This window comes from Streptomyces olivaceus, from assembly GCF_000721235.1.
Taxonomy (GTDB): domain Bacteria; phylum Actinomycetota; class Actinomycetes; order Streptomycetales; family Streptomycetaceae; genus Streptomyces; species Streptomyces olivaceus.
Genome location: NZ_JOFH01000012.1, coordinates 147,027 through 173,079, shown reverse-complemented (window position 1 = coordinate 173,079; position 26,053 = coordinate 147,027). Strand labels below are relative to the sequence as shown.

Genomic DNA, 26,053 nt, shown 5'->3' with positions numbered 1-26,053 from the left:
AGAGGGCCAGTGACCAGGAGTTTCGCACCGCCGCCGGAGCCCGGCAGGGAAGGGCTTCCGGCGTCCTACGAGCCGGTGAGCGTTGGCCGGATCAAGACCACCCGGTATCTGCGGGAGGCGCTGACGGCGAGCACCGGACCCGCCGTCCTCCTGTTGCGCGGGGAGGTCGGGTCGGGGCGGACGGCACTGCTGGACGGCCTCGCAGCCCAACTGCGGTCCCTGGGCCGCCCCGTGCTCCAGACCGCCTGTCTGCCCGGTCATCACCTGACTCCCTGCCTGCTCGGCCGGCGCCTCGTGGCGGCGCTCGCGGGACCGGGCGCGGCGGCCCCGCCCGAGCACGGCGCCGGAGCACGTCCGGCTCCGGACCCGCAGCGCCCGCGCCCGGAGCCGCGAACGCCCGGCGCGGAGGCCCTCTTCGGCGCCCTCGACGCCGCCCTCCGCGCCCTGGGACCCGTCATGGTGCTCGTCGACGACGCGCAGCACGCGGATCCGGAGTCGGTCTCCGTGCTGCGCCGGCTCACCTCCCGCCACACCGGGCTGCGCCTGGTGCTGGGAGTCGCTCCGGTCAGGTGCGGGTGGCCCGTCGAGCAACAGGACGAGCGCGCGGCCCTGGAGCCCCTGTCGGGCGACCCCGGCGTGGAGACGGTCGACGTGCAGCCCCTCACCGCGGACGACCTCGCCCGTATCCTCGCCACCCGCCTGCGTGCCGTGCCCGACGAGGGTCTCGTGACCGAGCTGCACCGCCTCAGCGGCGGCAACCCCGCGGCCGCCCAGGCAGCCGTCGGACAGGCCGAGTCGGACGCGATCCGGGTGCTGATCGGTCACGCCCACCTGGCCACGGGCGCGCGGATACCGGTGCTTCCCAACGAGGACCGGTTCATACAGACCCTGCGCGGACTCGGTGACGTCCCGTGGCGCGTGGCCAAGGCCCTCACGCTCGTGGAGCACATGGCCCCCCTGACGGTGGAGCTGATCGCGACGGCGACCGGACTGTGCCGGGGCGAGGTGCGCGAGGCGCTCGACCGGCTCACGCACTTCGGATTCGTGCGCGGCCCGGAGGACGCGGCCCGCGACCGCACCTGGTCGTTCCGCGTCCCGCTGGTCGCCCGCTCCGTGCAGGCCCGGCTCGGCCCGTACGAGCGTCGCGTCACCTCGGCCACGGTGGTGCGCGCGCTGTGGCTGCGCTCCACCGACGAGGCCGAGGACGCATGGGCGGGGCGGGACGGGCGCGACCGGGCAGCCTACCGCGCCTGTCTGGCCGACCGGATCGTCGACGCGGGCACCATGGTCGACCGCGACCGTGCCGCACGGGAGTTGTTCGCCGCCGCCGCGGAGCTGCGCACCACCCACCGCCGCCGGGCGTCGGCCTGGCTCGGGGCGGCCGTCGAGCGCAGCGACGACCCGGCGCCGGCCGTACCGGTCGTGCTGACGCACGCCTCGGACGCGATCCGGGCGGGAGACGACGAAGCCGTCGAAGCGACGGTCCATACGCTGGTGCGTGCCCAGGCGCGGGCCGACGTGCCGGCCGACCGGGCACTGGCCGCCATCGCGATCGCCAGGACCGCGGCCGCCGGGGACCTCGCGGGCCTCTGCGCGCACTACCGGGCCCAGCTCGCCGCCACCGGCACCGGCGCCGCCGTGCTGGCTGTCCTGGCGGCGTCCCTGCTGGGCAGGTGGTCCGAGGCCCTGGGGCTGATCGAACGCGGGGGGCTGGACCGGGACCACCAGGATCCCGACCGGGCCTTCGTGACCGTGGTCCGGGAGACCGCGAGGGCGATGTGCGGCGACCCGGCCGAGCTGTACCGGGGACTTCGGGAGCCACCGGCCCTCAGCCCCGTCCTCTCCGCCCTGTACGGCCCCCTGGGGAGCACGCTGGCGCGGTGCGAGGCCCTGCTGGCCCTGGGCGATCTGCGGGGCCTGACGGCCTGCCTGCGGCGGCACGGGCTGACGGCGGACCGGCTGCCCCGGCACGACGTCTTCCTGGAGCAGTTCCTGCGCGGGGCCTGGAGCGAGGCCATGGAGAACGGGCGCAGGCTGCTGGTCGACAGCGCGCCCGCCGGGCGGGCGCCGGTGAACAGCCTCCTGCACGGAAGGATGTCGTGCATCCTGCTCGCTCAGGGGTGGCCCGCGCGGGCCCGGACGGTCCTCGGGCTCGCACGGTCCGCGGGCGGGCCCGTGAGCTGTCCACCGGCCGCCGAGGAGGCCGCGATCCACCGCTTCCACCACCGGGCTCCGAAGGTGCGGGAGGTACTGCGGCGCGGACTCGCCGAAGCGGCGGCCGGCGACCGGGTCCGCGGCACCGGACCGCTCTGGTCGGCCCTGGCGGTCCAGGAGGCAGCCGACGGGCACCCCGAGGCCGCCCTCACGTGCCTCGAGGAACTGCGCCGGGCCGGCGGGGCCGCCGACGACATCGGCCGTCTGCTGCACTTGCGCACGCGGTTGGAGGCGGCGGCCCTCTGCGTCCCGCTCCGCCGGCACCTGCCCGACGTCTCCTCGGACGGGCCTGAGGCCGTCGGCCTCGCACGGCACCTGGGGCAGCCGTACGAGCTGGCCGTCACGCTGCTCCTGGCGGCCACGGCGGCGCCCGGCACGGGCGCCGGCCGTCGGCAGCTGCTGTGGGAGGCCTACGAACACTTCGGGCGGTTGGACGCGCTGCTCTGGCGGCACCGGGCCCGGCTCGCCATGAAGGACGCCGGTGTCCCGGTGCCGGGGCCCAGGGACGCGGCACGGGAGATGGAGTTGCTCGTGGCCCGCATGGTGGCCGAGGGCCTGTCCAACCGTCAGCTGGCGACCTCCCTGGACGTCAGCGAGACCAGCGTCTCCAGCCGGCTGAACCGCATGTTCCGCCGCACCGAGATCCGCTCCCGGGTGGAGCTGGCCACGGCGGTCGTCACCGGAGCCCCCGCGTTCCTTCCGCGCGGCTGACCAAGCGGTCGCCTCCCGCGTCCGGAACGGGCGCGGGAGGCGGAGAACGGCCGGGAGTCAGCCGGTGAACTCGGTCTCGGGCAGACCGGCGTTCATCCGGAGCCTGATCCTCGCCACCGAGATGTCGGCTTCGCGCGCCACGCGCTTGCGCGCGGCGACGGCCGGTCCGCCGACGCGCGGTGCCCCGGTGACGGCCACCATCAGCGAGTACAGGCTCGACGCCGAGGAGATGAAGAGGCGGTTGTTCTTCGGACCGCCGAAGGTGAAGTTGGAGACCGGCGTGGGGAAGAGGATCCGGCCGATCAGGGTGCCGTCGGGGTCGTAGCAGTGCAGCCCGCTGCGTCCCGCCGCCGCCCACAGCCGTCCCTCGTCGTCGAACTTGACCCCGTCGAACTGCGCCTCTTCGAGGGGTGACTGCGCGAAGACCCTGCCGTCGGTCAGTCTCTTGTGGCCGCGCACCATGTAGCAGCGGATCTCGCCGGCCAGGGTGTCCGAGACGAAGAGCTGCCGCTCGTCGGGGGTGAAACTCAGGCCGTTCGGAGTGCCGAACCCCTCCGCGACGATCCGCAGGTCGCCGCTCTCCGGGTCCAGGCGGTAGACGTTGCTCGCCCCGATCTCGCTCTCCCCGCGCTCGCCCTCGTAGTCGCTGATGATGCCGAAGACGGGGTCCGTGAACCAGATCGAACCGTCGGACCGCACGACGGCGTCGTTGGGGCCGTTGAACCGCTTGCCCTGGAAGCGCTCGGCCAGGACGGTGATCGAACCGTCGTGCTCGGTACGGGTGATCCGGCGCCGCCCCTGCTCGCAGGTGATCAGCCGGCCCTCGCGGTCCAGGGTGTGCGCGTTGGTGTTGCCGGCCGCCGCGCGGAAGACGCCGACCGATCCCGTCGCCTCGTCCCAGCGCATCATCCGGTCATTCGGAATGTCGCTGAAAATTACCTGCCGCCAGGCCGGGAGGTAGACCGGCCCCTCTGTCCAGCGGGATCCGTCGAACAGCAACTCCAGTCTTTTGTCGCCGTTCGCCGGAATGAGAAACCGGTCGTCCAGAATCTCGTAGATACCTGAACTCGCCTTTTCGGACATGCTCTCCCCCGTGACTGATCGAAATCAGGCCCTGTACATACCTTTGGTGAGTATGTACAGGGCCGCACTTCAGTCACACAAGAGACGGGAGGAAACCTCCACAACCGAAATCAGGCCATGTAGTTGTCGGACAGGCCCCGTTGATTCTCCTGGGATGGGGCGGGGGCCGGTCCGGAGTCCTCCGGCCGGGTCGGCGCGCTCAGTCTGGCGCCCTCCATGTCGAGGTCGGGCAGCATCCGGTCGAGCCATCGGGGAAGCCACCAGGACCGTTCCCCGACCAGGGCGAGAATGGCCGGTACCAGGGTCATCCGAACCACCACGGCGTCCACCAGGATACCGACGGCGAGACCCAGGGCGATCGGTTTGAGCGTGAGGTCCTCGGCCGTCACGAAACTCGCGAACACCGCGAACATGATCAGCGCGGCGGCCGTGACGACCCGCGACGCGTGCCGCGCGCCGGAGATCACGGAGGCACCGTGCCGGCCGGTGTGGACGTACTCCTCCCGCATGCGCGACACGAGGAAGACCTCGTAGTCCATCGCCAGTCCGAACAGCACGGCCATCAGAACGATCGGCATGAAGCTGAAGACGGGGCCGGTGGTCGGGACGCCGATCCGGTCGGCGAGCCAGCCCCACTGGAAGACGGCGACGACCGCGCCGAACGACGCCGCCACGGAGAGCAGGAAGCCGAAGGCCGCCTTGAGGGGCACCACGATCGAGCGGAAGACCAGCAGCAACAGCAGCAGGGCGAGGCCGACGACGATCACGGCGAACGGCAGCAGCGAGTCCTTGAGTCGGTCGGAGACGTCGATCGCGGCGGCGGTCGAACCGGTGACCAGGACGTCGGAGTCCGTCCGGTCGGCCAGGGCGGGCGTGGCGGCGCGGATGTCCCGGACCAGCCCCACCGTCTCGTCCGCGCGGGGCCCGGCCTTGGGCACGACGGTCACGATCGCCGTCCGGCCGTCCGTGGCGGTCTGGGGCGCGCTGACGGACAGCACCTCGGGCAGGCCGAGGTCGTCGATGCCGCGCGCGACGGTGCCGGCGGCGGCCCCGGGGTCGGCGCCGTCGGTCTGCACGAGCACGAGCAGCCGCCCGTTGCGGCCGGGGCCGAAGGCGTCGGAGATGAGGTCGTACGCCTTGCGCTGAGTCGACTCGGGCGCCGCGGTGCCGTTGTCCGGCATGGCCAGCGACAGTTGGGCGGCGGGCAGGGCCATCACTCCGAGGCCGATGACGACGGCCACCACGGTGACCAGGGGGCGCCGGGTCACCAGCCGGGCCCAGCGTTCGCCGCCGGTCCTGCGGTGTCCGTCCTGCGTGGCCCGTTCCCTGCGGTCGGTGCGCGAGCCGGACCGGGGGCGCAGCCGTGCTCCGGCGAAGCCCAGCAGGGCGGGCAGCAGTGTCACCGCCACCAGGACCGACAGCAGGACGGTGCCGGCCGCCGCCAGACCCATGACGCTCAGGAAGGGGATGCCGACGACCGTCAGCCCGCACAGGGCGACGATCACCGTGAGACCGGCGAAGACCACGGCGCTGCCCGCGGTGCCGGTCGCCCGCCCCGCGGATTCCTCGGGGTCCATGCCGGACGCCAGCTGGGTACGGTGCCTGGACAGGATGAGCAACGCGTAGTCGATCCCGACGGCGAGGCCGATCATCAGGGCGAGGCTGGGTGCCGTGGACGACACCGTGGCGATGTTCGACACCAGCAGTAGTCCGGCCAGCCCGACGACGAGGCCGAGCAGCGCGGTCAGCAGGGGCAGTCCGGCGGCGAGGAGCGAGCCGAAGGTGACGAGGAGTACGACGACGGCGACGGCGAGGCCGATCACCTCGCCGATCCCCACCTCCAGGCCGGCCGTGCTGTAGATCGTGCCGCCCACCTCGGCCTGAAGGCCGCTGGACCGGGCGTCGAAGGCGATCCGCTCCAGCTCTTCGACACTGGTGTCCCGCAGCGCGTCGCGTTTGACGGGGTACAGGACCTGGGCCATCGCGGTCCGCCGGTCGGCCGAGACGGACTCCGCCTCGAACGGGTCCACCGCGGTTTCGACCTGCGGTGCCCCACCGGCGGTCTCGACGGTCTTCTCGATGACGGAGCGGTAGCGGGCGTCGTCGACGGTCGAGCCGCGCGGCGCCACGAAGACGATCTGGGCCGTGACGCCGGTCGACGACGGCAGCGACTTCTCCAGGATGTCGATGCCCTTCTGCGACTGCGAACCGGGGATGGTCGCCTCGCTGTCCAGGTGCGAGCCGAACGCCGCCAGCCCGCCGCCCACCAGGGCGAGGAGGAGCAACCAGCCGGCGAGGAAGCGGCCGCGGCGACGGAAGGCCGACCGGCCCAGCTGGTAGAGCAGGGTTGCCATCACGGGTTCCTCGGGGTCTCGGTGTCGGTCTCGGCGGGGCGGACCACCAGCGCGGTGAGCACCGTGGTCAGCGCCTGTTCCACGGCGGCGGCGTCGATGGCCTCGGGGTCGGCGATCCGTTCGTTCGACAGGCCGTTGCACAGGCAGTGCAGGATGAGCGCCGCGACGTCCGGGGCCGCGACCAGCTCGGCGCCGGTGTGCTCGGCGACCTGACCGATCGACCGGCTCGCCGCCGCCCGCTGGAGGCGGCGCAGCGGGGTCAGGATCTCCCTGGTCCCCTCGTCACGAGCGGCACGCGCGGCGAACTCCAGCGCGAGCTGCCCTCGTCCGGCATCGCCGACGATGCGCCGGGCGACGGTCCGGGAGGCCGCGCCGACCGCCTCGGCGAAGTGCTCGGTGTCCCGGATCTCGTCCATGACGAGGCTGAACTCGGTGTCCGCTCCGGCTCCGAGCACGGCGCCGAAGAGCTCCGCCTTGCCGGCGAAGTTCGAGTAGACGGCGCCCTTGGTGAAACCGGCGGTGTGAGCGATGTCCTCCAGCTTGCTGTCCTCGTAGCCGCGCTCGGCGAACGACTGCGCGGCCGCGGCCAGCAGCCGGCGGCGCACCTCGTCGCGGGGCACGCGCGGGACCGGCCCCGCGGCGGGATCCGGGAAGGGCCCCGCTCCGGGTGGAGACTCGGAGTACTCGATACCCGAAGTACCGTGCCGCGGTGCCGGTTGGGGCGTCGGTGGGAACTGCATCATCTGCTCCTCGTGCCGATGCCGGCGGGTCAGTCCGCGGTGCGCAGGGTGATCGCGCCGTTCTCGGTGCGCACCGAGATCGCGTGGGCGCTGTTCCCGTCGGTCGGCACGTCGGCCCGCACGTCCCCGTTCTCCGTCTCCGTCGTCACCTTGTACGGGGCGTCCGGCACCTCCACCGTCACCTCGCCGTTCTCGGTGGAGACGTCCACCTGGTCGGGGACCGAGGCGAAGGAGAGGTCGACCTTGCCGTTGTCAGACTCGGCCTCGACCCGGCCCGCGGCGAGGCCCGTGGCCTTCAGTTCCCCGCTGCCGCTGTGCAGCGCGACGTCACCGGAGACGTCCGAGACGTGGACCGCGCCGTTGTCCGAGCTGATGCGCAGCCCCTTGCCGAAGCCGGCGGCGTCGGTCTTGCCGTTGTCGCCCTCGACGGACAGCGCCACGTCCTTGGGGACGCGCACCTCGTACCGGGTGGTGCAGTCGTTGATGACCGCTCCGCAGTCGGCGTTCAGCTTCAGTTGGGCGCCGTCGAGTTCCCAGGACGCCTTGGGTTTGCCTCCGACGGCGGACCAGCCGGAGAACCACCGCGTCACCTCGACCTGGTCCACGTCCGCGGGCCGGACCTCGAGGTCCCCGCTGTTGCGTTTGATGGTCAGCTCGCCACCGGTCAGGGCGAAGTCCCGCTTCTCCGGACCGTCGTCGTCGACCGACCCGCCGCACGCGGTCAGCGCTCCCAGCGCGACCAGCGCGCCGCCGGCTAAGGCACCCGCCCGAAACCTCGCGTCGTGTACGTTCATGCTCGTCTCCCCCAATGAAGCCGTCGTTGCTCTGCGTGTACGACGCTACGGAGGGACCGGTCCCGGATCGATCAGGGCCGCCCCCTGAAAGCATGGGGGGTTAACCCCACCCCTTCGGCCGTGTTCGGCTCCGGTACGTACGTTCGGGCAATCCGGCAGGACGAACCGGCAAGAGGGGTCGTGCCCCGCTGCCCGGGTCCGGCGAGGACGGCCGGTGCGGCCCGGCGGCGCGCGTCGTCCGCGCGGGTCCGCCTCAGCGGAACAGACGCAGGGGGACGGCCTCGGCCATGGCTGCCATGCCCGCGTCGTTCTGGTGGAGGTGGTCGCCGCTGTCGTACTCGGGGTTGAGGCGTTGCGGATCTCGGGGATCGCGCGTGGCGGCGTCGAAGTCGATGAGGCCGTCGTACGCACGGGTGGTGCGGATCCAGTGGTTGAGGCCCTGGCGCTTGGCCTCCAGCGGCTCGAAGTCGGGAATGTCCTCGACCGGGAGGTCGGGGGGAGGGACGATGCCTTTGAAGGCGGTGAGCGTGGCGCCGAATATCCTGATCCCGCGGGCGTGCGCGCGGGCGGTCAGCTGCCGGTGCCCGGCGATCAGCTCGGCTGTCGTGACCTCCTCGTCGGCGGGTGCCATGAAGCCCGGGTGCATGATGTCGTTGATGCCGAGCGCGACGACGGCGTAGCGCAGGCCCGGCTGGTCCAGCACGTCGCGGTCGAAACGGTTGAGGCCGCTCTGACCGTGGTAGGCGGCGAACTCCTCGGCGGGAGTGCCGGGGATCGGGTTGGCGTCGTGCAGCAGGCGGTTGCCGCCCAGGCCCCCGTTCAGGACGCCGAGCGGTCCCCGGCGCGGGGACTCCCGCAGCCGCCGGGCGAACTGGTCGGGCCAGCGGCGGTTGGCGTCCGCGGTGCTGCCCGTGCCGTCCGTGATGGAGTCGCCGAGGACGGCGACGGCGCCCGAGTGGCGTCCCGCGCCGGCCGTGTCGGCGGCGACGCCCGACAGGAAGTGCCAGCTGGTGTTGGTGGACACCACCTCCACGTCCGGCTCTCCGGTGACGTTGCCCGCGGCGACGTAGGCGTGCTGGTGCGCGGCGGAGTGGACGGTCGTCGCGCGGGTGCGGCGCGGCAGGTGGACGCTGACGACCAGGTCCGAGTCCGCGGGGGCGTGCAGCGGGACGGGATCGCTCCACCGCGCGGTGCCCGCGGTCAGCGTGAGGGACCTACGTCCGCCGAAGCGCAGCACCCGGTCGCTGCCGGGCTCGGTTCCGGCGCCGGAACCGCCGTTCGCTCTGCGCGCGAGGTGCGCCTCACCGATGACCAGCGGCTCGTCGCCGAACTCGTTCGTCAGCCGCACACGCAGCGTGTCGCCCGCGATGCTCGTGTGCACCACCTGACGCAGCGTCTGGTCCTCGAAGGCGACGTCCGCACTCGCGGGCGCTCCGGTGGGTGCCGCCGCCCAGATACCTGTCCAGACGGATCCGGAGCCGGAATTCCGGTCCGCGGCGAGCGCGGGTTTGGCGGTGAGTAATATCAGGCCGCCCGCGAGTACAGTGCGACGACCGGGCGGAAGACGGTGGCTGCGCATGGCATTTCTTCCTCTCTTCGGCGAACACGGGTGTTCCGTGGACACCGAGTGTTTCAGAAGGAGAAGACCGAGAGACCCGGAACAACCGGGTCCTCATAAGTGCTTCGCTATTGCGCCCGAATTCAGTTGTCCGGCCGCCGGGCCCGAAAGCCGCGACGCCTCCCGGTACGTTGCTCCGGCGTCAGCCCGTCCTTCCGCTTTCCCCGTCCGAGTCGTCATAGCTCGTGTCCGAGTCGTCGTAGCTCGTCGTTCCGGCGTCGAGGAGTCCGCCCTGCGAGGTGCCCGCGGCCCTGGAGAGCCAGCGGAGCGAGTGGTAGCCGGTGAGCACCACGAGTGTGCCCAGGGCGATGCCGTTGAGCTCGAAGTTGTCGGTGATCTTCAGTGTCACTCCGCCGATACCGACGATGACGCCGGCGGCGGCCGGGATCAGGTTGAGCGACTGGCTGAAGTCGACCTTGTTGCGTACCCAGATCTGGGCGCCGAGCAGGCCGATCATGCCGTAGAGGATGACGGTGATGCCGCCCAGTACTCCGCCCGGGATGGCGGCGACGAACGCGCCGAACTTCGGGCACAGGCCGAAGAGCAGGGCGACGAACGCGGCGCACATGTAGGCGGCGGTCGAGTACACGCGCGTGGCGGCCATGACGCCGATGTTCTCGGCGTAGGTGGTGGTGGCGGGGCCGCCGGCGACCGTGGAGACCATCGTCGCCGCCCCGTCCGCCGCGATGGCGGTGCCGAGCTGGTCGTCGAGGGGGTCGCCGGTCATCTCGCCGACCGCCTTGACGTGCCCCGTGTTCTCGGCAACCAGGGCGATCAGCACGGGGAGGGCCACGATGATCGCCGACGCGCTGAACGAGGGCGCGTGCGTGTCGGGGAAGCCGACCCAGGCGGCCTCCTTGACGGACGTCAGGTCCAGGCGCCAGTGGTCCACGACCTTGCCGGTCGCGTCGACGGAGTGGATCTTGCCCAGGGCGAGGTCGAGGATCCAGGAGAGCAGGTAGCCGAAGACCAGGCCGAGGAAGATGGCAACACGGGACCAGAAGCCGCGGAGGACGACGAGAGCGAGCCCGGTGAACAGCATGGTGGCCAGCGCCGTCCACTGGTCCTGCGGCCAGTAGGTCCCCGCGGCCACCGGGGCCAGGTTGAAGCCGATCAGCATGACGACGGCCCCCGTCACCGCCGGCGGCAGCACCGCGTGGATCACCCCGGCGCCCAGGCGCCGGACCACGAGACCGACCACGGCCAGGGCGAGCCCCACGACGAACAGGGCACCGGTGAGTTCCGCCGGTCCGCCGCCCTGGCTGCCGATGACGGCGGCGACGCCGACGAAGGAGAGCGAGGAGCCGAGGTAGCTGGGGACTCGTCCGCGGGTGAGGACCAGGAACAGCAGGGTCGCCACCCCCGAGGCCATCAGACCGAGGCTCGGGTCGAGCCCCATGAGGACCGGGGCGACGAAACAGGCGCCGATCATCGAGACGACGTGCTGCGCTCCCAGCCCGATCGTCCGGGTCCAGGTGAGCCGCTCGTTCGGCCGGACGACCTCACCCGGGCCCAGAGTCCTGCCGTCTCCATGCAGCTTCCATCCGAAACCGGACATTTTTGCTCTCCGTTCATGTACGTACCGAACGGAAAGTACAAGATGAGCGGTCAATCGTTCACATCGACGCGGAGCGCGGAGCGCGGCGCAGCGCACCGGGCCGTGGGCGTACGGCGGTGTGCGCCTGCCGGGCACCGGAGCCCGACACGTAAGGCGCGCTTCCCCCTCGCTGTCCCTCCCCTCCCCCTGCGCGGCGGTCGTTCCCTCGTTCTGGGGAAGCGTCGGGCCCCCGGCCCTGCCGTCGGCCGGCAGCTGCGACGCTGCCGCCATGGCGCACTGCGAGCACGTCCCGACGGCCGCCCTGGCGGCGGACACGGTCCTGTCGAGGATGCGCGCCCTCGACACGGCTTTGCCCGCCCGTGACGGCGTGGCCGTCTTCCACCGTGTCTACCTGGCGGCCACCCGGGAGGCCCACCCGCACCTCCGGGGCGGGCGGCCCGGGGAGGTGGCGGCGGCGACCGCGCTGGACGTGCGGTTCGCGGAGCGCTACCTCGCCGCCGTGGACGCGGCGGAGGACGCCCGCCGTCCGCCCGCCTGCTGGCGCCCCCTGTTCCAGTTCCGCCGCCATCCCGGCGTACGTCCGCCGCAGTTCGCGCTGGCGGGCATCAACGCGCACGTCGGGCACGATCTCGCGCTCGCCGTGGTGGACACCTGTCGTACGCTCGGCTGCGAACCCGTCGAGCTGGAGGCCGAGTTCGACCGGGTGGGCGATCTCCTGGCCGCGCTGGAGGAGCACGTCCGCGAGGAGCTGCTGCCGGGCCCCGACCTCCTCCGGGTCACCGACCCGCTCACCCATCTGCTCGGCTCCTGGAGCCTTGAGCGCGCCCTCGACGCCACCTGGTCCGCGGCCCGTGCCCTGTGGGCGCTGCGTCGACTGCCGGACGTCGCCGGGGAGTTCACGGAGCGGCTGGACGCGGCGGTGGGCTTCGCGGGCCGCATGCTGCTCACCCCGCTGCCGGACTGATCCGCGGCGGTCCCCGCGCACGTCCACCCCGGCTCCGTCCCGGTCGTTGTACGTTGAAGCCGGTTGCGGCCCAGGCAGCACCGCCCCCGGCATCCCGACCGCGAAGGAGCACCCGGCATGACGATCCGGCTCGGACTCGGCCTCCCCCAGATGCGGCAGTACGACATCGGCAAGGACATCCCCGACGTGGCCCGCGCCGCCGAACGGACGGGGTACGAGAGCCTGTGGGTCTTCGAGCGGGCCCTGTTCCCCGACCCTCCCACCCAGGGGCTGTACGGCGTCGAGGGCCTGCCCTGGCCGGAGGGGTACCGGGGTGTGGCGGAGCCGCTGGTCAGCCTCACCCTCGCCGCCGCGGCCACCGAACGGGCCCTGCTGGGCACCAGCGTCCTCATCGCCCCGCTGCACGTCCCCTTCCAGCTGGCCAAGTCGCTGGCCACGCTGGACGCGGCGAGCGGCGGCCGGGTGGTGGCGGGCCTCGGCACGGGGTGGTCCCACGACGAGTACGCGGCGGCGTCCGTACGGCCGTTCGCCGAGCGGGGCGCCGCGCTGGACGAGCTGATCGGGGTGTGCCGCGCGGTCTGGGGCCCCGACCCGGTGGTGTACGACGGCGAGGTCACGAGGATCGCGTCCGCCGCGGTCGGGCCCAAGCCCGCCCGGCCGATCCCGATCCTGCTGGCGGCGAGCAGCGGCCGGGCCCGCCGCCGGCTCGTCGACCGCGCCGACGGCTGGATGCCCACCGGCATCGGCGCCGGGGCCGTCGCCGACCAGTTGCGGCAGCTGCGGGACCTGGCGGCCGAGCGCGGGCGCACGGAGCCCATCGCGACGACGCTGCGGGTCAACGCCCGCTACGGCGCCGCGGCCGCCGCCGGTGCGGAGCGCCGGGAGTTCCACGGCGGCGTCGACCGGATCGTCGAGGACCTCACGGCGTACGCCGGGCTCGGTCTCGACGAGATCCTCCTCGACCTCCAGAGCACCACCCGGGACGCCGAGGAGCTGAAGGACGTCGCCGCCGAGGTGTACGAGAAGGCGCGGGCGGCCGGGATCTAGGGGAAGGCCCCGGCCCGGGTCAGTCCTCGGGGAGTTCGACCGGCGCGATCTCGTCGTAGAGGTCGCCCGGACCGGGGTTGGCCGCGTCGGTCTCACCGCCGAAGTGGTGCATGACGCCCCAGACCGCGTTCAGCGCGGTCTGGACGGCGCCCTCGGCCCAGCCGGCCGTCCAGGAGATGTCGTCGCCGGCGAGGAAGATGCCCCTCTTGTCCTCCGGCAGCCGCTCCTGCATGAAGTGGGTGAACAGGCGCCGCTGGTAGCGGTAGTGACCGGGGAGGTTGGCCTTGAACGCGCCCATGAAGCAGGGCTCGTTCTCCCAGGAGACCGTCACCGGGTTGCCGATGACGTGCTTCCTGATGTCGACGTTCGGGTAGATCTCGCCGAGCGACTTCAGCATGACCTCCATCCGCTCGTGCGCGGACAGCGGCAGCCACTTCAGACTGTCGTCGCACCAGGTGTAGGAGAGGCAGATGACGGCGGGCCGGTCCGGGCCGTCGTCGAGGAGGTAGGTGCCGCGGGTCATCCGGTCGGTGAGCGTCATCGACATGACGTCCCGGCCCGTCGGGTTCCCCCTGTCGTCGACGGCCTTGTCCAGCCAGAAGGGGCGGTCCACCGGGACGAAGAGCTTGGAGCTCTCCATGTAGTGGGTGCGCTCGATCGCGGTCCAGTGGTCGATGGGGAAGAGCGAGTCGTCGCACGCGATCTGGGAGAGCAGCATCCAGGACTGCGCGGTGAAGACCGCCGCCCGGTAGGTGCGGATGTCGCCGTCGGCGTCGGTCACGGTGATGCGGTTGCCGGCGGTGCGGTCCAGCCGGGTCACGGCCGGGCGCGGCTCGCCGTCCGCGTGCAGGGACCGCAGCGAGGTGCCGTGCGGCCAGTGGACGGTCTTCTCCGGCTCGCGTTCCCAGAGCCTGGTCGGCAGTTGCTGGGAGCCGCCGACGATGCCGCGGTGGTGGTCGTCGGCCTCGGTGTAGACGACGCGCAGGATCTCCAGGATGGAGTTGGGGAAGTCGGTGTCCCAGCCTCCGGTGCCGAAGCCGACCTGCCCGAATATCTCGCGGTGCCGGAAGGACCTGAACGCCTCGGAGTCGCAGAGGAAGCCGTAGAAGGTCTGGTTGTCGAGCTTCTCGACCAGCTTCGACCAGATCTCCCGGATGCGGGGGACGTCCCGCTCCCGCAGGGCGCGGTTCATGCCGGAGAAGTCGGCGCCCTCCTCCAGGCACTTCGCCCAGGCGTCGGCCACGTCCCGGTAGACCTGCGGCAGGTCGTCGAGCGTCTCGGCGTAGTGCGACTCGCCCTTGAGATCGACGACGGTCGAAGGGGTCGCCTCCGCCAGCGGGTTGGGGAAGGGGCGGGTCTCCAGGCCCACCAGGTCGATGTAGTGCTGGAGGGCGGTGGAGGACGGCGGGAAGCGCATCGCGCCCATCTCGGCCAGCAGCGAGGGGTCGCAGCCGTCGAAGCCCACGGTGCGCAGCCGGCCGCCGATCCGGTCCGCCTCGTACACGACGGGCTTGAGGCCCATCTTCATCAGCTCGTAGGCGGCCACGATGCCGGACAGGCCGCCGCCGATCACCGCGACCTCGGCGCCGTGCTCGGTCGCGGGTACCTGGCCGAGTCCGGCGGGGTGGGCGAGGAAGTCGTCGTACGCGTACGGGAAGTCCGGCCCGAACATGGTGATCGGCGGCTGCCGCCCGGAGGCGTGCTCGATCGCGTTGGGCACGGTGGACGTCATGGGGTACGGACTCCTTGCTCGGGCGGGATGCGGGTGGTGGGCGTGGCGGCCGGGGTTCTAGACGAGCGAACCGTAGAGGCCCGGACGGCGGTCCCTCAGATACGGGTTGGCCCCGCGGGATGCGGCGAGGAACGCCGGGTCGGCGTCGGCGAGGAGCAGTTCCTCGCCGCGTCCGGCGCGGGCCCGGGCGGTCCCGTCGGGTGCGGCGAGCACGGACAGCCCGACGAACTCCAACTCGCCCTCGCGGCCTGCCCGGTTGACGTACGCCACGTACATCTGGTTCTCGAAGGCCCGGACCGGCACGACGGACTCCGCGACGAACTGGAACGGGTGCATCTGGGCGGTCGGCACCAGCAGCAGATCCGTGCCCGCCAGGGCGTGGGCGCGGACGTTCTCCGGGAACTCCACGTCGTAGCAGATCAACAGGCCGACGGTGAGGCCGTTCAACTCCGCCTGGGCGACGGGCTGTTCCCCGGGCGTGAAGTGGTCTCGCTCGAAGCACCCGAAGAGGTGGGTCTTGCGGTGGCCGGCCAGCCGGGCGCCGTCGGCGGAGATCAGCTGGACGGAGTTGAAGACGTGCTCGCCGTCCCGCTCCGGGTAGCCGTACGCGACGGCGAGGCCGTGGCGCCCGGCGATCTCCGCGACGGCGTCGGCCGAGTCGCCGTCGGCGGGTTCGGCGAGGACACCGAGGGCGTCGCCGATCGCGTACCCGGTCAGGAACAGCTCCGAGGTCACCAGCAGCCCGGCGCCCGCGGCGGCGGCGCGGCCCGCGGCCTCGTCGAGGACCCTGAGGTTCTCGGCGGTGGAGCCGGGCCGGCCGGAGCTCTGGAGCAGGGCGGTGCGCATGCGTGTTCCTCAGCGGTGAAAGGGGAGGTCGGGGGCGAGATAGACGGTACGGTCGGCGGGCTCGGCCGGACAAGGAGGACCCGTTGCGCGCCGGTGCGCGGTTCATTGCGTCCGCCCGGCCGACCGCGGCGATTCGTTGCGCCCCGTCCCGGCACCCGCCTCAGGGCCCGCCCGTCCCCTCGTCACGAGCACGGCACCCGCCGCATCCCCCGCGCCCCCGCGCTCAGCTCCTCTTCGCCGCTGCGGCCCGCACCGCGACGCGGGCCGCGCCCGTCAGCAGCAGGGCCGTCAGCAGGTACGGCACCGCGGACAGGGCGAAGGCGGTGCCGTGCCCGGCGTACGTGGCCACCGCGGCGTAGGCGCCGTAGGTGGCGAGGTTGCCCAGCTCGGTGCCCAGGCCCGCGACCGAGGTGAGCGTGGCCCGGCCCGTGTCGTCGATACGCCGCTGGAGGCGGACGTCGGCCAGCACGGTCGCCAGCTGGAATCCGCCGAAGGCGAGCGCGACCAGGACCAGGGCGGCCGGGGTGCCGGCCAGGGCGCCCACGGCCAGGGCGAGCGCGGACCCGGCGAGCAGGGCGGCGAAGCCGTGGGCGGACAGGCTCTCCGCGGCCCCGGCCAGCAGGCTGCCGGCCGTCGCCCCGGCCCAGATCATCAGCAGCAGCCAGGGCACCGCGCCGGGCGCCACGCCGGTTTCGAGCGCCAGCAGCGGTGTGTACTCGTCGAGCGCGCCCCACACGGCGGTCACGGCCGGTACGAGCACCAGGGCGCCGCGCACGGACCGGTCGGCGCGGGCCTCGGCGAGTCCGGCGCGCAGGGTCGCGGTCCAGCGCTCGCCGCCCGCGGAAGGGGCGCGGTGCTCGGGGAACCGGGTCGCCACCGCCGCCGCGGCCAGGCAGGCCAGCACGCTCGCGGCGCCCACGGCGTGGTAGCCGCCCCGGGCGAACACCGGACCGGCCAGACCCATGGCGGTCATGGTCGCGGCGATCCCGAGCGCCCGGGCCCGGCCCATCAGCCGGGCGTACTGCCCGGCCTCGCCGGTCCGCTCCAGCTCGTCGTAGACCAGCGCCTCCAGCGCGCCGGATCCGAGCGCTCCGCCGGCGCCCCACAGCACGAAGCCGAGCGCGAAGGCGCCGTAGGAGGGCACGAGCACCCACAGGGCGAAGCCGGTGGCGGTGAGCAGCGGGCCGAGGACCAGCAGCAGCCGCCTGGAGACGGCGTCGGCCCAGACGCCGGAGGGCACCTCCAGGAGCACGCCGGTCAGCGACCACAGGGCGAACAGTGAGGCCATCTGCCAGACGGACAGGCCGGTGTCGCTGAACAGCAGCGCGTACACCGGGTAGAGCAGGATGAACTCGTCGCAGAACGCCGAGGCGTACAGCGTGCGCGCGAGCCGCCGGGTGGCGGCGGGGCGGCGGGCACGCCGGGGCGGGGGTGAGAGAGTCATGGGGCCTTCCCGAGGGGGCGGATCGGACACCGGAGGTACGGCGTCCGGGGCGGCCCTCGGGAACAGGCACCACGAAAGGTCCTGCGGGCGGCTCTGCGGCGGTACCCGCAGGTGGGTTCACAGGTGGGCCCAGAGGTGGCTCTGCGGGTGGATCAATGTCGTCGGGTCATGCCGTCGACCCTAGACGGCGGCGGACGTCCTGCCCATCGGATTACGTGGGTGAGCCCGACGAGAAGCGCCGCAGCAGCGGCGAGAGCACCAGTACCGACCGGGTGCGCTCGACGAACGGTTCCCCGGCGATGCGCTCCAGGACGCGCTCGAAGTGCCGCATGTCGGCGGCGAAGACCTGGGCGACCGCGTCGGCGTCCCCGGTGACGGTGGACGCGGCGACGACCTCCTGGTAGCGCTCCAGGCCCCGCTGGATGGTCTCCGGCGAGGTGTTGCGGCGGCAGAAGATCTCGACGAACCCCTCGGTCTCCCAGCCGAGCGCGGCGGGGTCGACCCGTACGGTGAAGCCGGTGATGGCCCCGGTGGCGCGCAGGCGGTCCACGCGCCGTTTCACGGCGGGCGCGGAGAGGCCGACCGACTGCCCGATGTCCGCGTAGGAGCGGCGGGCGTCCTCGGCGAGGGCGTGCACGATGCGTTCGTCGAGATCGTTCAGCACAGGGGGTCGTTCACTTCGCTTCCGGTGCGCCGGGGCCCGTACGGGTCCGGCGTGGCAGGTCGGGAGGGCGGAGGCCGCACCCGAAGGAGAACACGGGGCCGAGCATGGCCCGGCCGGGTCAGCCGCCGTCCGGTTCGCCCGCGACGGCGCGCGCCTCGGCCGCGTCCGCCGCGTCGAAGCCGATCTCCCCGGGCCGGCCGCGGGCGGCCTCCTGGGCGTCGATCCAGCGCAGGTGGGCCTCCCAGGCTGCCTGCTTGCTGGTGCCGAGCGCCGCCCCGATCTGCGCCCAGGACGCCCCGGCCTCGCGGGCGGCGCGGACGGTGAGCTGACGCCCGTAGGCGGCCTTGCGGGCGACCACCTCGCTCAGCGCGAGCAGTTCAAGCAGCTCGGGGCGGCCGAGTGCCTCGTCGTCGCTGCCGAATCCGGCGAGGGACTCGCGGGCCCGCAGTTCGTCGAGGCGGGCCACGGCGGTCAGCAGGGTGTGCTGCGGCTCGGTGCTCTGCGGCGTGGTCATGCGTCCAGCGTCACGTCAGGGTGGCTTGGCGTCAAGCCACCCTGACGGAACCCTGCGGACTTTCCGGGCGCGGTCAGCTCCAGCTGGCGTGCAGCGGCTTGCCCTCGGCGTAACCGGCGGCGCTCTGGATGCCGACGATCGCCTTCTCGGCGAACTCCTCCAGCGAGCCGGCACCGGCGTAGGTGCAGGAGGAGCGGACGCCCGCGATGATCGCGTCGATCAGGTCCTCGACGCCGGGCCGGGCCGGGTCGAGGAACATCCGCGAGGTGGAGATGCCCTCCTCGAACAGCGCCTTGCGGGCCCGGTCGTACGCCGACTCCTCCGAGGTGCGGTTGCGCACCGCGCGGGCGGAGGCCATGCCGAAGGACTCCTTGTAGGCGCGGCCGTTGGCGTCGTGCTGGAGGTCGCCCGGGGACTCGTAGGTGCCGGCGAACCAGGAGCCGACCATCACGTTGGACGCGCCGGCCGCGAGGGCCATCGCCACGTCGCGCGGGTGGCGGACGCCGCCGTCGGCCCAGACGTGCTTGCCGTACTTCTTCGCCTCGGCGGCGCACTCCAGGACGGCGGAGAACTGCGGCCGGCCGACGCCGGTCATCATGCGGGTGGTGCACATGGCACCGGGTCCGACGCCGACCTTGATGATGTCGGCGCCCGCCTCGACCAGGTCGCGCACGCCCTGGGCGGAGACGATGTTGCCGGCGACGATCGGGACCTGCGGGTCGAGGTCGCGCACCACCCTGACCGCGCTGATCATCGACTCCTGGTGGCCGTGCGCGGTGTCGATGACGAGGGTGTCCACGCCCGCGTCGAGGAGCTGCTTGGCCTTGCCGGCCACGTCGCCGTTGATGCCGACCGCGGCGGCGATCCGGAGCTTGCCGGCGTCGTCGACGGCCGGGGTGTAGAGGGTGGCCCGCAGGGCGCCCTTGCGGGTGAGGATGCCGGCGAGGCGGCCGTCCTTGTCGACGGCGGGCGCGTAGCGCCGGTTGGCGGCGTCGAGGGTGTTGAAGGCCTCGCGGGGGTCGGTGTCGGCGTCGACGAGGATCAGGTCCTTGGACATGACCTCTTCGAGCTGGGTGAAGCGGTCCACGCCGCTCAGGTCGGCGTCGGTGACCACTCCGACCGGCCGGTGGTCCTCGTCGACGACGACCCCGGCGTCGTGCGCGCGCTTGGGGAGCAGGGACAGCGCGTCGGCGACGGTCTGGTGCGGGGCCAGCACGATCGGGGTGTCCAGGACGTGGTGGCGGCCCTTCACCCAGGTGACGACCTCGGTGACGACCTCGATCGGGATGTCCTGCGGGAGGACCACGAGCCCGCCGCGCCGGGCCACCGTCTCGGCCATCCGGCGGCCCGCGATGGCGGTCATGTTCGCGACGACGAGCGGGATGGTGGTGCCCGTGCCGTCCGGCGAGCCGAGGTCCACGCCCTGCCGGGAGCCGACGGCGGAGCGGCTCGGGACCATGAACACGTCGTCGTACGTCAGGTCGTACGAGGGCTGTATGTCATTGAGGAAACGCACGTGCTGCACATCCCAGTCGATCAGAGGTGGCCCCCGGACAGGTCAGCCAGGGGGAAAGAGCACGTACTTCATTGTCCCACGGCCGGCCGTCCGCAACCCCCGGGCAGATCATCCAGGCTGGTCAGGACCCTCTTTGGAGGAACCTCCAGGGCCGAGGGCGACGAAGAGCCCCGGGCCGCGGTCGGTGGCCTCGGCGAAGACCTCCTGGACGACGGACCACTCGTCGGGCCGCGCCTCGGCGTACGCCCGCCAGCCCTCGACGCTCAGGACGAGCCCCCGGTCCGCCGTGCCCGAGGGCCAGACGGAGGGGTCGGCGAGGGAGTCGGCGAGCGCGTCCCAGTCCCGGCCGAAACCGTCGGGCAGCGCCAGGTCACGGGCGCAGCGGTCCATCAAACCCGCCTGGTCCGTGACCCCGCCGAGGTCCAGCGTCACCACGAGCCGCCCCGCGGAGTCCCCGGTCATGCCGTGCCGTCCCTTCCTGCTGCGTTTCCGGTGCCGACCGGGTGTCAGATCCCGTCGGGGTCGACCCGGTTGAGCGTCGACTTCGGGGCCGAGCCCGCCGTCATCAGGTAGTCCGCGGCCGACGTGTCCGTCACCAGGCTGGTGACGAGACCGGAGCGCAGTACCGCGTCGATGGCCGCGGCCTTGCGCTGGCCGCCCGCGATCGCCACGACCTCGGGGATGCGGCGGAGCTGGTCGGCCTTGACCGTGATGCACCGCTCCCCCAGGTCCCGCCCGACCCGGCGCCCCTCCGCGTCGAAGAGGTGCGCGGACATCTCGGCGGCGACACCGAGCGAGGCGTAGTGCGCGCGCTCCTCGTCACTGAGCATGTCGTGCACCGTCGAGATGCCGGGCTCCCAGGAGCCGATGGAGACGCAGGCGACCGTGACCTTGTCGAAGTACTCGAAGGCCCGGGCGATCCCGGTCTGGTGCCGCAGCGCCTGCGCGGTGGCCGCGTCCGGCAGGAGCATGGGCGCGTAGATGGGGTGCGCGTCTCCCCCGGACACCTGGGCGGCGCGGCGGACGGCCTCGACCGAGCCGCGCTCGGCGGTGCCCGCGTCGTAGACGCCCGTCAGCTGCACCACGGTGCAGGGCGGCAGCCGGTCGAGGGCCGCCGCCATGTGGATGGTGGACCGGCCCCAGGCCAGGCCCAGCACATCGCCCTCGGTGACCAGCTCGCCGAGCAGGTCGGCGGCCACCTCGCCCAGGTTCTCCGGGTCGGGCGTCTCCTCGGCGTCCGCCGGGGACTCCACCACGACGGCGTGTTTGAGCCCGTAGCGGGCGCGCAGGGCGTCCGAACGCTCGGCGTCCAGTTCCGCGGGCACCCGGATCTCGATTCGTACAAGGTCTCTCTCGAGGGCGGTCTCGAGAACCCTGGCCACCTTGAAGCGGCTGACGCCGAACTCCTCCGCGATCTGGATCTTTGACTTGCCCTCGAGGTAGAAGCGGCGGGCCATGGCCGCCGCCTGGACCAGCTCAGCGGGTCCCATCCGCATGGCTGAACGGCCCGCCGACATACCCGACACGGCGTTCTCCTCACTGCTGTTCACACTCTGGATACGCCGTTCATCCTTGCAGATTCGGCGCACTTGATCAGCCCTGATGGGAGCCGTTCACGTTCTGTTCCTCAGTGGTCGCACACCCAGGACGCCCCGGCGGTCGCCGTCTCGGCCTGTGTGCGCAGTGCACGTACCGCCTCGGCCGGGTCGGACGCCCCGTAGACGGCGGAGCCCGCGACGAAGACGTCCGCGCCGGCCTCGGCGCACTGCTCGATCGTCGACGCCGACACCCCGCCGTCGACCTGGAGCCACAGCTCCAGACCGTGCTTCCTGATCAGCTCACGGGTGCGGCGGATCTTGGGGAGCATGATGTCGAGGAACGCCTGCCCGCCGAAGCCGGGTTCAACCGTCATGATCAGCAGCATGTCGAGTTCCGGCAGCAGGTCCTCGTACGGCTCGATCGGCGTCGCGGGCCTCAGCGCCATGGACGCGCGGGCGCCCTTGGCCCGGATCTCCCGCGCCAGCCGCACCGGCGCGGCGGCCGCCTCGACGTGGAAGGTGACGGAACCGGCACCCGCCTCCACGTACTGCGGCGCCCAGCGGTCGGGGGCCTCGATCATCAGGTGGCAGTCCAGCGGGGTGTCCGTCGCGCGGGCCAGGGACTCCACGACCGGCACGCCGAGCGTGAGGTTCGGGACGAAGTGGTTGTCCATGACGTCGACGTGGAGCCAGTCGGCTCCCCGGACCGCCTCGGCCTCGTCCGCGAGGCGGGCGAAGTCGGCGGACAGGATGCTGGGGTTGATCTGCGCGGCCATGCCGCCAAGCCTGCCATGCCCTCCGGGGGTGGCGTCGGATGGGGCCTGGGGGGGCGAGGTTGTTGGCCGGCCGCGGGCCGGTGGTGGGCCGGTGGTGGGTCGGTAGCGGGCCGGTGGTGGGCCAGTGGCGGGGTCGGCCGCGCGGTTCGCCGCGCGCCTGTGGGGCGCTCCCTGCAGGCGCGATCAGCTCGGGCCGCAGACGGGGAGGTTCTGGGGTGTGCGGAGGCGCTCCAGTTCCTCCAGGCGGGTGTCCAGGTCGGACGGGTCGGCGAAGTGGCGCAGTACGGCCTGGTGGAAGGCGTCGCGGACGGTGCGGGGCATCGCGTCGGAGGCGTCCCAGCAGCGGGCCCGGCCGGGGTCGCGCAGGACGGTGCCGATCTCCCGCCCGGTGGCGTCCTGGCCCTCGGCCGGGGCCGCCGCCCGGTTCGCGGTGTACTCGGGCAGCGCGGTGTCCGGATCGGCGAGGTAGCGGATCAGCTGCTCGGCCTCCGGCGTGGGCCGCAGTACGGCCGCGAGGTCGCCGGAGACCTCCCAGGCGCCGGCGTCCGGCCCGGCGCCGGGCACGACCGCGGAGGAGTGGACGTGGTCGCCGCCCGCCTGCCGCCAGTGACCGGCGCGGAAGGAGCCCTGGTGCTCCAGGCTGCCCGGCGCGCAGTCCGCGTCGAAGGCGGTGGTCAGCACCTGCTCGACCCGGGCGCCGTCGCCCGCGCCCACCAGGCCGGCCCAGGTCGTCCAGGCCCTGCGCACGGCCTCGTCGGTCCACGGCAGCCTGCCGTTGGCCCAGTCCTCGTACACCTGCGGGCCGGCCTGCTGGAGCAGGATGTCCTCCACCCAGTCGGTGCCGGGCCAGCCGGAGGTCGCGCCGGACTCCAAGCCGGCGCACCAGCGTGCAGCAGGCCCCGCCGACTTCGCGGTGGGAGCCTGTCCGGTGTACCAGACCATGCTCTTCAGGCCGGTCTTCACAGGCAGCCAGTAGGTGTGGGCGCCCTGCCCCCGCACGGTGACCTCGGGGGCCCAGAACCGGTCGTAGTCCGCGGCGTCGAAGAGTCCGTCCAGCGGGTGGAGCTGCCCGTCGACGGCGTAGGCGAGCAGCTCGCCGGGGCCGGGCAGCACCGCCACGTCGGGCGGGTCGCCGGCCGCCATGTCGGCGGCCAGTACCTGGCTGAGCGCGGAACTGCCCTGGTAGACGACGTCGATCCGGTACTTCTCCTCGAACGGCTCGACGACGTGCTCCTCGAACTCCGCGCGCTCCGCGCCGCTCCAGTTGGCGAGCAGGGTGACCGAGCCCTGCCAGTCGCGCGCCCAGCGGACCCCGGCGTACACGCCCGCACCGAGCAGGACCAGGCAGAGGCAGAGGACGCCGAGCGTGCGGGCCCCCGGGCGCCTCATCGGGGGCCCCGGAAGCGGTACTCGGCGATCCGCGGCCACAGTCCCCACACCGTCAGCGCCACCACCACGGCTCCTCCGAGCAGTACCCAGTCGGACAGTGAGGTCCAGAACCCGGCGTCGGCGAGCGCGCCCTGCACCTCGCCGGCCACCTCGGGGACGGCGTCCGGGCGGGCCGGCACCCGTACGTCGGCGACGGAGTCGGTCATCGCGCGGTGCGCCGCGAGGGTGTGCCGGGCCAGCAGGGGCACGCCGAGGGCGCACACCGCGGTGGCGGCCAGCAACCGCAGGTGCAGGGGACGCCGGAACCGGCGCCGCAGGTACCGCTGGGTCTCCAGGAGCGCTCCGCACAGGGCCGCGTACAGCACCGCGACCGTGCACCAGCCGAACCACAGCTGCCAGGGGAAGGCGGCCTGCCGCCGGGCCTCGGCCAGCTGTGCGCCGCGCAGGGCGTCCAGGCGGCTCATGATGTCGCCCTCGGTTCCCGGTTCGGCCTCCAGGCCGAGGACCTTCTCGGCGTAGTGGAGGTAGGCGGCGCGCAGGGGCGAGCCGTCCGGTTCGCGGCCCCGGCGCTCCACCCATCCCGAGTAGACGGCTATCAGTCCGGTGACGGTCTGGACGTCGTGCCGGCCCGCGACGCCGGTGACGTTCTCGGAGGCGGCCAGGGCGAGGCTCTGCTGGGCGACCGAGACCTGGGTGAGGAACTCGCCGCTGGTGTCGCCCTCGGCCCCGGTGCCGCGGACCACCCTGTGTGCTTCGCGCAGCGCGCCCTGCGCGGTGTCGACGGCGAGGATGCCGGGCGCGCTCTCGGTGGACAGCGGCACGGTGTCGTCGTGCACGCCCCGGTAGGCGAAGAACAGCGCGAGGGTGGTGACCGTGCCGAGGACCAGCAGCAGCCTCAGCCGTCGGGCCAGGTCCCGGCCGGTGGTGCTCACGCCCGTTCCCCGAAGGAGTGACCGCAGGTCGGGCAGAACCGGGCGGCCGCCGGCGCACCGTGGGTGCAGACGGGGCAGCGCACGGTGGCCGCGCCGCCCCGCGCGGTGCCCGCGGTGCCGCCGCCGGTGCCGGTGCCGGTGCCGGTGCCGGTGCCGGACGCGGGACCGTAGGTGCTGTGGCTGCTCGCGGTGATCAGGTGGTGGAAGTCGACGGCCACCGCACCGGGGCGCAGGGCGACCCGGCCCTCCTGCGCGTCGTCGATCCGCACCAGCCGGGCCAGCCGGCCGAGCTGCTCCTCGGCGCCCATGGCGTGGGCGAGCTGCACGGCCCGGCCCAGCCACTGCTCGGCCGACTCGGACTGCCCGCGGCGGTGCGCGTCGGTGGCGGCGGCGACCGCCTCGCCGAGCCGCTGGTGCTGCTCGAAGTGCTCGACCTGGGCGTCGGTGTGCCCGGACAGGGCCGGGTCGTCGGTCCAGTGCACCAGGCAGGGCTGCGGCGGCGGCAGCCGCACCGCGTCGTCGCCGGGTACGTCGACGGCGGCCACGGCGAGCTGGAGGTCCTCCCGGCGCGGCCGGCCGGCGGGGTCGGCGGCCAGGCACAGGTGGTAACGGCGGGTCTCGTCGCCCCAGGCCCGGGTGACGAACCGTCCGGTGCCGTCCTCGTCGCTCAGCTCCACCTCGGTGGGGAAGACCTGTTTGAGGTAGCGCACGGCGCACCCGGGCATCGCGGTCACCCGGACGGTCAGCTCGGGGACGGTCTTGGTGAGCAGACGGTTCATCAGCTGCTCGTACTCCCCCGGCAGGGCCGCCTCCTCGCGCACCGAGGAGGCGCTGCCGTGCAGCCTGCGGGCGATCCGCAGCAGTTCCCGGCCGTCCCAGCCGTCCCCGATGCCCCAGGCGTCGCACACGAAACGGCCCGCGCACTCGTCCAGCACCCGGGCCAGCGGCATCTGCTCGTCGTGCTGGTTCTTGCCGTCGGTGAGCAGCAGGACGTGCCCGAGGGGCGCGTCCTGTTCCGCCAGCAGCCGGCGGCTCAGGTCCAGCCAGGCTCCGATGCAGGTGCCGCCGCCCGCGACCATCCCGTGCACGGCCCGCTCCGCCCGTGCGCGGGTGCGGTCCGAGGCGCGGGCCATGCCCGGGGTGTCCGGGTACACCACGGTCGCCTGCTCGTTGCCCCGGACCACCGCGAACGGGGTGCCGTCGGGCAGCCTGCGGACCGCCGCGACGGCCGCCTGCTGCGCCGCGTGCAGCTTCTCGACCGGCCAGGTCATCGAACTGGAGCAGTCCACGGCGAGCACCTGCGCGAGCACCGGGCCGCCCGGGCGGGCACCGGCCCCGGTGCCGTCCACGCGCACGCTGAGGATGGCGTGCATCTGCGGGTCGCCCGCCGCGGTGGACAGGTACTTCCACTGGCTGACCTCCAGGCCGACGCCGGGGCCGGTCTCCGCACCTGCCTCCGCGCGCCGCTGGGCCGGCCCAGCGGCCCCGCCCGTCGCCGCGGCCCCGTCAGCCCCGACGGCCCTCCCGCCGGTCCCAGCCCTCCCAGCCGTTCCGCCGGTCTTCCCGCCCGTCCGGGGTGTTCCCGTGTCCACGCTGCCCGTGCCCCCTCGACCTCGCAG

General features: G+C 73.1%; 21 protein-coding genes. 3 read left to right on the top strand and 18 right to left on the bottom strand.

What is annotated here, in order from left to right; all coding sequences use genetic code 11:
• The first annotated feature begins 9 nt into the window (after nt 1-9).
• Nucleotides 10-2,925 carry a helix-turn-helix transcriptional regulator gene (locus tag IG94_RS0115260; RefSeq protein WP_169752357.1) on the top strand — a complete coding sequence of 972 codons (2,916 nt, stop codon included), beginning with the start codon at nt 10-12 and terminating at the stop codon, nt 2,923-2,925.
• Nucleotides 2,926-2,982: 57 nt separating this feature from the next.
• Here IG94_RS0115260 and IG94_RS0115255 read toward each other — a convergent pair whose 3' ends face one another.
• The 6 genes from IG94_RS0115255 to IG94_RS0115230 form a co-directional block, all read right to left on the bottom strand.
• On the bottom strand, nt 2,983-4,008 hold the full coding sequence (locus IG94_RS0115255) for an SMP-30/gluconolactonase/LRE family protein (RefSeq protein WP_078892306.1): 1,026 nt from the start codon (nt 4,006-4,008) through the stop codon (nt 2,983-2,985).
• A 110-nt stretch (nt 4,009-4,118) separates the two neighbouring features.
• Nucleotides 4,119-6,362 (bottom strand): MMPL family transporter, encoded by a 2,244-nt coding sequence (locus IG94_RS0115250; protein ID WP_031035834.1) that lies wholly within the window; start codon nt 6,360-6,362, stop codon nt 4,119-4,121.
• Nucleotides 6,362-6,982 (bottom strand): TetR/AcrR family transcriptional regulator, encoded by a 621-nt coding sequence (locus tag IG94_RS0115245; RefSeq protein WP_224221703.1) that lies wholly within the window; start codon nt 6,980-6,982, stop codon nt 6,362-6,364. The genes IG94_RS0115250 and IG94_RS0115245 overlap by 1 nt, the downstream gene beginning before the upstream one ends.
• A 149-nt stretch (nt 6,983-7,131) precedes the next feature.
• Entirely contained in the window at nt 7,132-7,896 is a 765-nt protein-coding gene (locus IG94_RS0115240; protein ID WP_031035829.1) for a DUF4097 family beta strand repeat-containing protein, read from the bottom strand.
• A gap of 253 nt (nt 7,897-8,149) precedes the next feature.
• Nucleotides 8,150-9,475, bottom strand: coding sequence for an SGNH/GDSL hydrolase family protein (locus IG94_RS0115235; RefSeq protein ID WP_031035827.1), 1,326 nt, complete (start codon nt 9,473-9,475; stop codon nt 8,150-8,152).
• 181 nt (nt 9,476-9,656) lie between these two features.
• A complete protein-coding gene (locus IG94_RS0115230; protein ID WP_031035824.1) occupies nt 9,657-11,072 on the bottom strand; it encodes a uracil-xanthine permease family protein in 1,416 nt (471 codons plus the stop codon).
• A 268-nt stretch (nt 11,073-11,340) separates the two neighbouring features.
• On the opposite strand from IG94_RS0115230, the gene IG94_RS0115225 reads away from it, so the two are divergent.
• The gene (locus tag IG94_RS0115225) at nt 11,341-12,036 is read left to right on the top strand and encodes a DUF5995 family protein (RefSeq protein WP_031035823.1); all 696 of its coding nucleotides are present in this window, start codon (nt 11,341-11,343) and stop codon (nt 12,034-12,036) included.
• 117 nt (nt 12,037-12,153) lie between these two features.
• On the top strand, nt 12,154-13,083 hold the full coding sequence (locus IG94_RS0115220) for an LLM class F420-dependent oxidoreductase (protein ID WP_031035814.1): 930 nt from the start codon (nt 12,154-12,156) through the stop codon (nt 13,081-13,083).
• A gap of 19 nt (nt 13,084-13,102) precedes the next feature.
• Here IG94_RS0115220 and IG94_RS0115215 read toward each other — a convergent pair whose 3' ends face one another.
• The 12 genes from IG94_RS0115215 to IG94_RS0115160 form a co-directional block, all read right to left on the bottom strand.
• The gene (locus IG94_RS0115215) at nt 13,103-14,815 is read right to left on the bottom strand and encodes a flavin monoamine oxidase family protein (protein ID WP_031035812.1); all 1,713 of its coding nucleotides are present in this window, start codon (nt 14,813-14,815) and stop codon (nt 13,103-13,105) included.
• A 57-nt stretch (nt 14,816-14,872) separates the two neighbouring features.
• On the bottom strand, nt 14,873-15,661 hold the full coding sequence (locus IG94_RS0115210; RefSeq protein WP_031035810.1) for a carbon-nitrogen hydrolase family protein: 789 nt from the start codon (nt 15,659-15,661) through the stop codon (nt 14,873-14,875).
• A 223-nt stretch (nt 15,662-15,884) separates the two neighbouring features.
• Nucleotides 15,885-17,105 carry an MFS transporter gene (locus IG94_RS0115205; RefSeq protein ID WP_031035808.1) on the bottom strand — a complete coding sequence of 407 codons (1,221 nt, stop codon included), beginning with the start codon at nt 17,103-17,105 and terminating at the stop codon, nt 15,885-15,887.
• Nucleotides 17,106-17,316: 211 nt separating this feature from the next.
• Nucleotides 17,317-17,769, bottom strand: coding sequence for an Lrp/AsnC family transcriptional regulator (locus IG94_RS0115200; protein WP_031035806.1), 453 nt, complete (start codon nt 17,767-17,769; stop codon nt 17,317-17,319).
• A 118-nt stretch (nt 17,770-17,887) separates the two neighbouring features.
• The gene (locus IG94_RS0115195; RefSeq protein ID WP_031035804.1) at nt 17,888-18,283 is read right to left on the bottom strand and encodes a hypothetical protein; all 396 of its coding nucleotides are present in this window, start codon (nt 18,281-18,283) and stop codon (nt 17,888-17,890) included.
• A 73-nt stretch (nt 18,284-18,356) separates the two neighbouring features.
• Entirely contained in the window at nt 18,357-19,799 is a 1,443-nt protein-coding gene (locus tag IG94_RS0115190) for a GuaB1 family IMP dehydrogenase-related protein (RefSeq protein ID WP_031035802.1), read from the bottom strand.
• Between the two features lie 108 nt (nt 19,800-19,907).
• Nucleotides 19,908-20,261 carry a barstar family protein gene (locus tag IG94_RS0115185; RefSeq protein WP_031035800.1) on the bottom strand — a complete coding sequence of 118 codons (354 nt, stop codon included), beginning with the start codon at nt 20,259-20,261 and terminating at the stop codon, nt 19,908-19,910.
• A 44-nt stretch (nt 20,262-20,305) separates the two neighbouring features.
• Complete coding sequence (locus IG94_RS0115180; protein WP_078535841.1) at nt 20,306-21,349, bottom strand: sugar-binding transcriptional regulator; 1,044 nt, start codon at nt 21,347-21,349, stop codon at nt 20,306-20,308.
• A 77-nt stretch (nt 21,350-21,426) separates the two neighbouring features.
• Nucleotides 21,427-22,113, bottom strand: a complete 687-nt coding sequence (rpe, locus tag IG94_RS0115175; RefSeq protein WP_031035796.1) for a ribulose-phosphate 3-epimerase — start codon at nt 22,111-22,113, stop codon at nt 21,427-21,429.
• A gap of 183 nt (nt 22,114-22,296) precedes the next feature.
• The gene (locus IG94_RS0115170) at nt 22,297-23,502 is read right to left on the bottom strand and encodes an extracellular solute-binding protein (protein WP_031035794.1); all 1,206 of its coding nucleotides are present in this window, start codon (nt 23,500-23,502) and stop codon (nt 22,297-22,299) included.
• Nucleotides 23,499-24,434 (bottom strand): hypothetical protein, encoded by a 936-nt coding sequence (locus IG94_RS0115165; protein ID WP_031035793.1) that lies wholly within the window; start codon nt 24,432-24,434, stop codon nt 23,499-23,501. The genes IG94_RS0115170 and IG94_RS0115165 overlap by 4 nt, the downstream gene beginning before the upstream one ends.
• Nucleotides 24,431-26,026, bottom strand: coding sequence for a VWA domain-containing protein (locus tag IG94_RS0115160; protein WP_224326285.1), 1,596 nt, complete (start codon nt 26,024-26,026; stop codon nt 24,431-24,433). The genes IG94_RS0115165 and IG94_RS0115160 overlap by 4 nt, the downstream gene beginning before the upstream one ends.
• Between the last annotated feature and the right edge of the window lie 27 nt (nt 26,027-26,053).

Bases quoted from the DNA above. Each gene is read 5' to 3' on its own strand.
- rpe (WP_031035796.1), bottom strand. From the start codon at position 22,113: ATGGCCGCGCAGATCAACCCCAGCATCCTGTCCGCCGACTTCGCCCGC.
- IG94_RS0115210 (WP_031035810.1), bottom strand. From the start codon at position 15,661: ATGCGCACCGCCCTGCTCCAGAGCTCCGGCCGGCCCGGCTCCACCGCC.
- IG94_RS0115240 (WP_031035829.1), bottom strand. From the start codon at position 7,896: ATGAACGTACACGACGCGAGGTTTCGGGCGGGTGCCTTAGCCGGCGGC.
- IG94_RS0115185 (WP_031035800.1), bottom strand. From the start codon at position 20,261: ATGACCGGGGACTCCGCGGGGCGGCTCGTGGTGACGCTGGACCTCGGC.
- IG94_RS0115170 (WP_031035794.1), bottom strand. From the start codon at position 23,502: ATGAGGCGCCCGGGGGCCCGCACGCTCGGCGTCCTCTGCCTCTGCCTG.
- IG94_RS0115205 (WP_031035808.1), bottom strand. From the start codon at position 17,105: ATGACTCTCTCACCCCCGCCCCGGCGTGCCCGCCGCCCCGCCGCCACC.
- IG94_RS0115225 (WP_031035823.1), top strand. From the start codon at position 11,341: ATGGCGCACTGCGAGCACGTCCCGACGGCCGCCCTGGCGGCGGACACG.
- IG94_RS0115255 (WP_078892306.1), bottom strand. From the start codon at position 4,008: ATGTCCGAAAAGGCGAGTTCAGGTATCTACGAGATTCTGGACGACCGG.
- IG94_RS0115220 (WP_031035814.1), top strand. From the start codon at position 12,154: ATGACGATCCGGCTCGGACTCGGCCTCCCCCAGATGCGGCAGTACGAC.
- IG94_RS0115235 (WP_031035827.1), bottom strand. From the start codon at position 9,475: ATGCGCAGCCACCGTCTTCCGCCCGGTCGTCGCACTGTACTCGCGGGC.
- IG94_RS0115215 (WP_031035812.1), bottom strand. From the start codon at position 14,815: ATGACGTCCACCGTGCCCAACGCGATCGAGCACGCCTCCGGGCGGCAG.
- IG94_RS0115195 (WP_031035804.1), bottom strand. From the start codon at position 18,283: ATGACCACGCCGCAGAGCACCGAGCCGCAGCACACCCTGCTGACCGCC.
- IG94_RS0115250 (WP_031035834.1), bottom strand. From the start codon at position 6,362: ATGGCAACCCTGCTCTACCAGCTGGGCCGGTCGGCCTTCCGTCGCCGC.
- IG94_RS0115230 (WP_031035824.1), bottom strand. From the start codon at position 11,072: ATGTCCGGTTTCGGATGGAAGCTGCATGGAGACGGCAGGACTCTGGGC.